Below are 6219 nucleotides of genomic sequence, written 5' to 3' on the forward strand. Positions count from 1 at the left end.
CCCGCGAGGGCCCCGCGAGGCGGCGAGCGCGCGGCCCGATCGCGGCTGGCCGAGTGGGCAGGGCGCGGCCTGTACGCGTACGGCGCGGGCCGGGACGACCTGGCCGGCGACCGCACCTCCAGGCTCAGCCCCTTCATCCGCTTCGGCTGCCTGTCCCCGCTGGAGCTGGCCGGCCTGCCGGACGGAGACTTCGTCCGTCAGCTGTGCTGGCGCGACTTCCACCACCAGGTCACCCTGGCCTTCCCGGACCTGAACCGGCGTGACTACCGGCCGGGAAGGGCGCGTCGGCGTGAGGACGGTGACGCGGCCGAGTCCTGGGCGGCGGGGGTGACGGGGGTGCCGATCGTGGACGCGGGCATGCGGCAACTGCGCGAGGAGGGGTGGATGCACAACCGAGCCCGCATGATCACCGCGTCCTATCTGGTGAGGCGGCTCGGCGTCGACTGGCGGGTCGGCGCCGCCCACTTCTTCGACCTGCTGCTCGACGCCGAGGTGGCCAACAACTCGGGCAACTGGCAGTGGATCGCCGGCACCGGCAACGACACCCGGCCGAACCGGACACTCAACGTGATCCGCCAGGCCAGGAGGTTCGACCCGGACGGCGACTACGTGCGCAGGTACGTTCGCGAGCTGGAGGACGTGCCCGCGAGCCTGATCCACGAGCCCTGGAAGGCGCCGGTCCCGATCCCCGGCTACCCGCCGCCCCTGGCGTGCTAGAAGATCCTGGCGTGCCAGAAGATCAGAGAGATCCCGATCCTTCCAGGCGTGCCACCGCCCTGCTGATGGAGGTCAGGTCCAGCGGTCCCTGATATCTGACCCCGTTGAGGAAGAGCGTGGGCGTGCCGCGCACGCCGCTCGCCCGCCCCGACTCCTCGTCCCTGGCGATCCTGGCGGCCTGCGCCGGCACGTCCGTCCACGGCTCCACGTCGAGCTCGGCGGCGTAGCGCCCCAGGTCGGACTCGGTGAGGAAGCGCTGGTTGGCGAAGAGCACGTCGTGCATCTCCCAGAACCTGCCCTCGCGGGCGGCCGCCTCCGCCACCAGGGCCGCGGGCACGGCCCTCGGGTGCAGCGTGCGCAGGGGGAAGTGCCGGAACACCAGCCGCACCCCGGGGTGCTTGTCGCGCAGCTCCTCCAGGATCGGATGGAGCCGCCCGCAGTAGGGGCACTCGAAGTCGCCGTACTCCACGATCGTCACCTTCGCGCCGTCCGGCCCCCGCACGTGGTCGTCCGGCCCCACGGGTACGGCGAGCAGCTCCGGCAGCTCCTCCTCCGGCTCGAACTCCGCCTCGGGCGGCGCGCAGACGCCGCCCCTGTCCCAGGCCAGCCGGAAGATGATCCAGCCGGCCAGCGCCGACAGCAGCGAACCGGCCAGAATGCCGATCTTGGCCTGGTCCTGTACGGCCCGGTCGTCGAAGGCCAGGTCCACGATGAACAGCGACACCGTGAAGCCGATCCCCGACACCGCCGCCCCGCCCAGCAACTGGCCCCACACCAGGTTGCCCGGCAGCACGCCCCAGCCGAACCTGAGCGGCAGCCACGTGCCCAGCGAGATGCCCACGAACTTGCCCAGCAGCAGCCCGGCAGCCACGCCGATCGCGATGGGGGAGGTCGCGGCCTGGCGCAGCGTCTCACCGTCCAGCCGCACACCGGCGTTGGCCAGCGCGAAGAGCGGCACGATGACGTAGCCGGTCCACGGGTGGAGCTGGAGCTGCAGCCGTTCGTTCACCGACACCGCGGCACGCACCCGGCGCGCCGCCTCGCGGGCCGCGCGGGCGTTGGGGTCGCTGGTGAACTCCTGCACGGCCTCGCCCGCCGCGAGCAGCTTGTACTCGCTCGGCGCGTACACGAACACCAGGACCCCGAGCGCGATGCCGATCAGCGTCGGATGGATGCCGCTCTCCAGGGTCGCCACCCACAGCCCGAAGCCGAGCACGATGTACGCGGGGGCCCGCCAGATCTTCAGCCACCGCAACGTCATGATCGCCGCCAGCAGCACCGCCGCGACGAGCAGCGAGGGGACGTGCAGGCTCTCGGTGTAGAACAGGGCGATGATGATGATCGCCAGCACGTCGTCGACGATCGCCAGCGTCAGCAGGAACGCCCGGAGCGGGTCCGGGCAGCGGGCGCCCACCACGGCGAGCAGCCCCAGCACGAACGCCGTGTCGGTGGCGATCGGCACCCCCCAGCCGCCCGCGCCCGGCCCTCCGGCGTTCAGCGCGAGGTAGAGGGCGGCGGGCACCAGCATCCCGCCGAGCGCGGCGACGGCCGGGACGGCGATCAGCCGCCGGTCCCGCAGCTGCCCCAGCCGTACCTCGTAGGACATCTCCAGGCCGATGAGGAAGAAGAACAGCGTCATCAGCCCGTCGTTGACCCAGTGGCGCAGGTCCAGCGAGAACACGGCGTCGCCGAAGGAGATGCCCATCGGGGTGTGCCAGAAGGCCTCGTAGGTGTCGCCCCACGGCGAGTTGGCCCACAGCAGGGCGAGCACGGTCGCGCCGAGCAGCACGCTCGTACTGCCCGCCTCGGTCCTGAAGAACGCCCGCAACATCGACCCGATGATAGGCGGCGCCCCCTCGGAGGCAGCGGAGCGGGTACGGCTGGTGGGTTATGTGCCGATATAAGCTGCTATTTGGGTTGTTGGTCGGATATATGGGTCTTTTCAAGGTGGGCCTGAGTCGTTACGTTCGGGCAGCGCGCGCATAGATCCACACGGGAGCGGCGAATCCGGGCCGCACCCGTGTAGCACTCCTTCGTCCCCACCCCCAGCGGAGGACCCATGAAGCAGCTCCTCGCCCTCTTAGCCACCCTGGCGCTGGCCGTCTCGACGGTGCTGACCGCGCCCGCGAGCGCCACCGCGCGGCTCGCACCCCCCGACATCCCGCTCGCGAACGTCAAGGCCCACCTGTCGCAGTTGCAGTCGATCGCGAGCGCCAACGGCGGCAACCGCGCCCACGGCCGCCCCGGCTACCTCGCCTCCGCCAACTACGTCAAGGGCCGGCTGGACGCCGCCGGTTACACCACCACGCTGCAGTCGTTCACCTACAACGGCGCCACCGGCTACAACGTCATCGCCGACTGGCCAGGCGGCGACCCCAACGACATCCTCATGACCGGCGCCCACCTCGACAGCGTGACCTCCGGGCCGGGCATCAACGACAACGGCTCCGGCTCCGCGGCGGTCCTCGAGGTCGCGCTCGAGGTCTCCCGGCAGGCGCTGCGGCCCACCAAGCACCTGCGCTTCGCCTGGTGGGGCGCGGAGGAGCTGGGCCTGCGCGGCTCGCAGTTCTACGTGAACAACCTGCCCGCCGCCGAACGCTCGAAGATCAAGGCGTACCTGAACTTCGACATGGTCGGCTCGCCCAACGCCGGCTACTTCGTCTACGACGGCGACAACTCCGACGGCGTCGGCGCCGGACCGGGCCCCGCCGGCTCGGCCGAGCTGGAGCGGACCCTGCAGTCCTACTTCACCTCGATCGGCGTCCCCACGCGCGGCACCGACTTCGACGGCCGCTCCGACTACGGTCCGTTCATCAACGCGGGCATCGCGGCCGGCGGCACGTTCACCGGCGCGGAGGGCATCAAGAGCAGCGCCCAGGCCCAGCTCTGGGGCGGCACCGCGGGGCAGGCGTTCGACCCCTGTTACCACCGCTCCTGCGACACCACGTCCAACATCAACGACGCCGCGCTGGACCGCAACGCCGACGCCATCGCCCACTCCGTGTGGACCATCGCCACCGGCGTTCCGCCGGAGACGGTGTGGTCGGACACGTTCGAGACCGCCCCGACCGCGTGGGTCGCCAACCCGGGCGGCACCGACACCGCCGTCAGCGGCCAGTGGGAGCGCGGCGACCCCGAGGAGACCACGTCCAGCGGCCCCAAGCAGCTCGGCGCGACGGTGAGCGGCACGAACGACCTGGTCACCGGGCGGCTCGCCGGGGCGAGCGCGGGCACGCACGACATCGACGGCGGCACCACGTCCATCCGGTCGCCGGAGATCGCGCTGCCGTCCAGCGGGGTGCTGAAGGTGTCCCTGTCGTGGTACCTGGCGCACGGGAGCAACTCCTCCAGCGCCGACTTCTTCCGCGTCAGGATCGTCGGCGGCAGCGGCACCACCACGGTGTTCACCCAGGCGGGCGCGGCCACCGACCGCGACGGCGCGTGGAGCACGGCCACGGCGGACATCTCATCCTTCGCCGGGCAGAGCATCCGCATTCTCGTCGAGGCGGCCGACGCCTCGACGGCCAGCCTGGTCGAGGCCGGCGTGGACGATGTGAAGATCACGCGCCAGTGAGGAGGGGGACGCCTCCACCCGCGGCTGGTGGAGGCGTCCGCCCCTCGGCACGCCCACCGGTGGCATGTCCTGGCGCGTGCCCACACCAGGACGGGGGGTGACCGGTGGGCGTGTGTCCTGTGGTCAGCCGGTGACCGTGAGGGTGGTGCGGGCCACGGAGCCGTTCGCGCAGGCGGCCGTCACCGGGAAGGTGCCCGCCCGGGTGGCGCTGAGATTCCCCGACCAGGTCTCGGCCGGGTTCTGCGGGACGGTCTGGCGCGGAGAGAAGGCGTTGGAAACGACAGAACGCACCCGCGACCCGCCGCAGACCGCCGTGACCTTCACCTGGGCGCCCACCTTGGCCGTGGTCGAGCCGAGCCCGAGGCCCGCGTTGAGGACCGGCGCGGGACCAGGCGCCCCGCCACCGGGCGGGTTGCCCGGGTTCGGCGTCGGGGTGGGCTTGGGAGTCGCGGTCGGGGTCCCCGTGACCGTGGGGGCCGGGTTGGGGTTCGAGCCGCCGAAGGTGACGTCCGAGCACGAGTAGAACGCCTCGGGGCTGTCACTGCGCTGCCAGATGGCGTAGATGAGGTGGCGGCCCTGCTTCGCCGGAAGCCGGCCCGACAGCACGTACGAGCCGTTGGACAGGGTCGGGTTCTGCTGGGACAGGAAGGGCTTGGACTCCAGGTCGGACCACTTCAGTGGCCTGGTGGGGTCGTAGCCGTCCTTGGTGACGTAGAGGTCGAAGCCGCCCTTGTGCGGAGCGGTGGCCCGGTACGTGAAGGTGTGGGAGGCGCCGCTGCTGAGGGAGGTGCTCGGCCAGTCGGCCCGCGCCTGGTCGAAGCCGCGATACTTGTCGCGGCCCGCGCTGCACAGCTTGCCGTCGGGGATGAGGTCGCGGTGCCTGCCGGCGGCGTTGGCGATGTTGACCTCGTTCCAGTCGTAGAGCGGCTGGGTACCGCCGAGCTCCACGGCCTTCTTGCAGGCGGCCGACTTGGGGCTCTCGGGGCCCTCGGTGTAGCAGACCATGGTCCGGCTGGGCGGGTTGTTCATGGTGCCGTGGGCGCCGGCGGGGGCGGGAGCAACGGTGAGCATGAGCAAGGGGGGTGCGGCCAGGGTCGTGGCGACGAGCGCCTTACGGTTGATCTGCATGCAGATCACCTTGGAGCACAAATGCGGTCGAAGTATCGTGCTTAAACTGCCTTTAAGGCGGACTTATGGGCTTTTTCAGGCGGATCCAGATCTGCACCTGAGCCCCTCCCAGGTACGAGTGGTCCAGCCGCATCGAGCCGCCGGACGACTCGGCCAGCCTGCGGGCGATGTCCAGGCCCAGACCCGTGGAGCCCGCCCCGCTGGCCCCCCGCTCCAGCGCCGCCTCCGGGTCGCGGATCCCGGGGCCGGCGTCCGCGATCAGGATGCCGGCCGTCTCCTTGCCCTCGTGCAGTGTGACGCTGAACGCCGTGCCCTCGGGGGTGTGCCTGAACACGTTACCGAGCAGCGCGTCCACGGCCGCCGTCAGCTCCCCCGCGGGCACGGGCACGGTCACCGGCAGCGTCGCCCCGATGAGCTGCCACGGCCGCTGCTGGTCCTCGGCCAGCGCCGACCAGAATGCCAGCCGGTCGCGCAGCACCTCGGCGGCGTCGCAGGACCGGGCCGCCCGGGCGGGGCGCCTGGCCGCCGTGATGATCGTGTCCACCTCGCCCTCCAGCCTGGCCAGCGCCTGCCTGCTCGGCTCGGCCTGCGGGCCGAGCTGGTCGAGGCTGAGCCGCAGGGCGGTGAGCGGCGTGCGGAGCCGGTGCGACAGGTCGGCCGCCAGCTCCCGCTCGGCCGCGAGCAGCCGGGTCACCCTGGCGGCCATCGCGTTGAACGCCGTCGCCGCGGCCACCAGCTCCGGGGGGCCGTCAGGGTAGATGCGCTCGCTGAGGTCCCCCGCGCCCAGCGCGGTCGCCGCC

Annotated in this window: 5 protein-coding genes; 2 read left to right on the plus strand and 3 right to left on the minus strand. The window is 71.8% G+C overall.

What is annotated here, in order from left to right:
- A partial coding sequence (locus DQW85_RS08225) for an FAD-binding domain-containing protein (RefSeq protein ID WP_205314968.1) occupies positions 1-717 on the plus strand: 717 nt, incomplete at its 5' end.
- Positions 718-739: 22 nt separating this feature from the next.
- Here the strand turns inward: DQW85_RS08225 and nhaA are convergent.
- Complete coding sequence (gene nhaA, locus DQW85_RS08230; RefSeq protein WP_113699773.1) at positions 740-2548, minus strand: Na+/H+ antiporter NhaA; 1809 nt, start codon at positions 2546-2548, stop codon at positions 740-742.
- 228 nt (positions 2549-2776) lie between these two features.
- Between nhaA and DQW85_RS08235 the strand changes: the two genes are divergently transcribed.
- Positions 2777-4291 carry a M28 family peptidase gene (locus tag DQW85_RS08235; RefSeq protein ID WP_113699774.1) on the plus strand — a complete coding sequence of 505 codons (1515 nt, stop codon included), beginning with the start codon at positions 2777-2779 and terminating at the stop codon, positions 4289-4291.
- A 123-nt stretch (positions 4292-4414) separates the two neighbouring features.
- On the opposite strand, the gene DQW85_RS47580 is transcribed toward DQW85_RS08235, so the two are convergent.
- Together DQW85_RS47580 and DQW85_RS08245 are read right to left on the minus strand one after the other, a co-directional pair.
- Positions 4415-5419: a lytic polysaccharide monooxygenase auxiliary activity family 9 protein gene (locus DQW85_RS47580; protein WP_113699775.1), complete on the minus strand. Its 1005-nt coding sequence runs from the start codon at positions 5417-5419 to the stop codon at positions 4415-4417.
- A gap of 52 nt (positions 5420-5471) precedes the next feature.
- A partial coding sequence (locus tag DQW85_RS08245) for a sensor histidine kinase (RefSeq protein ID WP_162794832.1) occupies positions 5472-6219 on the minus strand: 748 nt, incomplete at its 5' end.

The organism is Nonomuraea lactucae, assembly GCF_003313395.1.
Classification (GTDB): domain Bacteria; phylum Actinomycetota; class Actinomycetes; order Streptosporangiales; family Streptosporangiaceae; genus Nonomuraea; species Nonomuraea lactucae.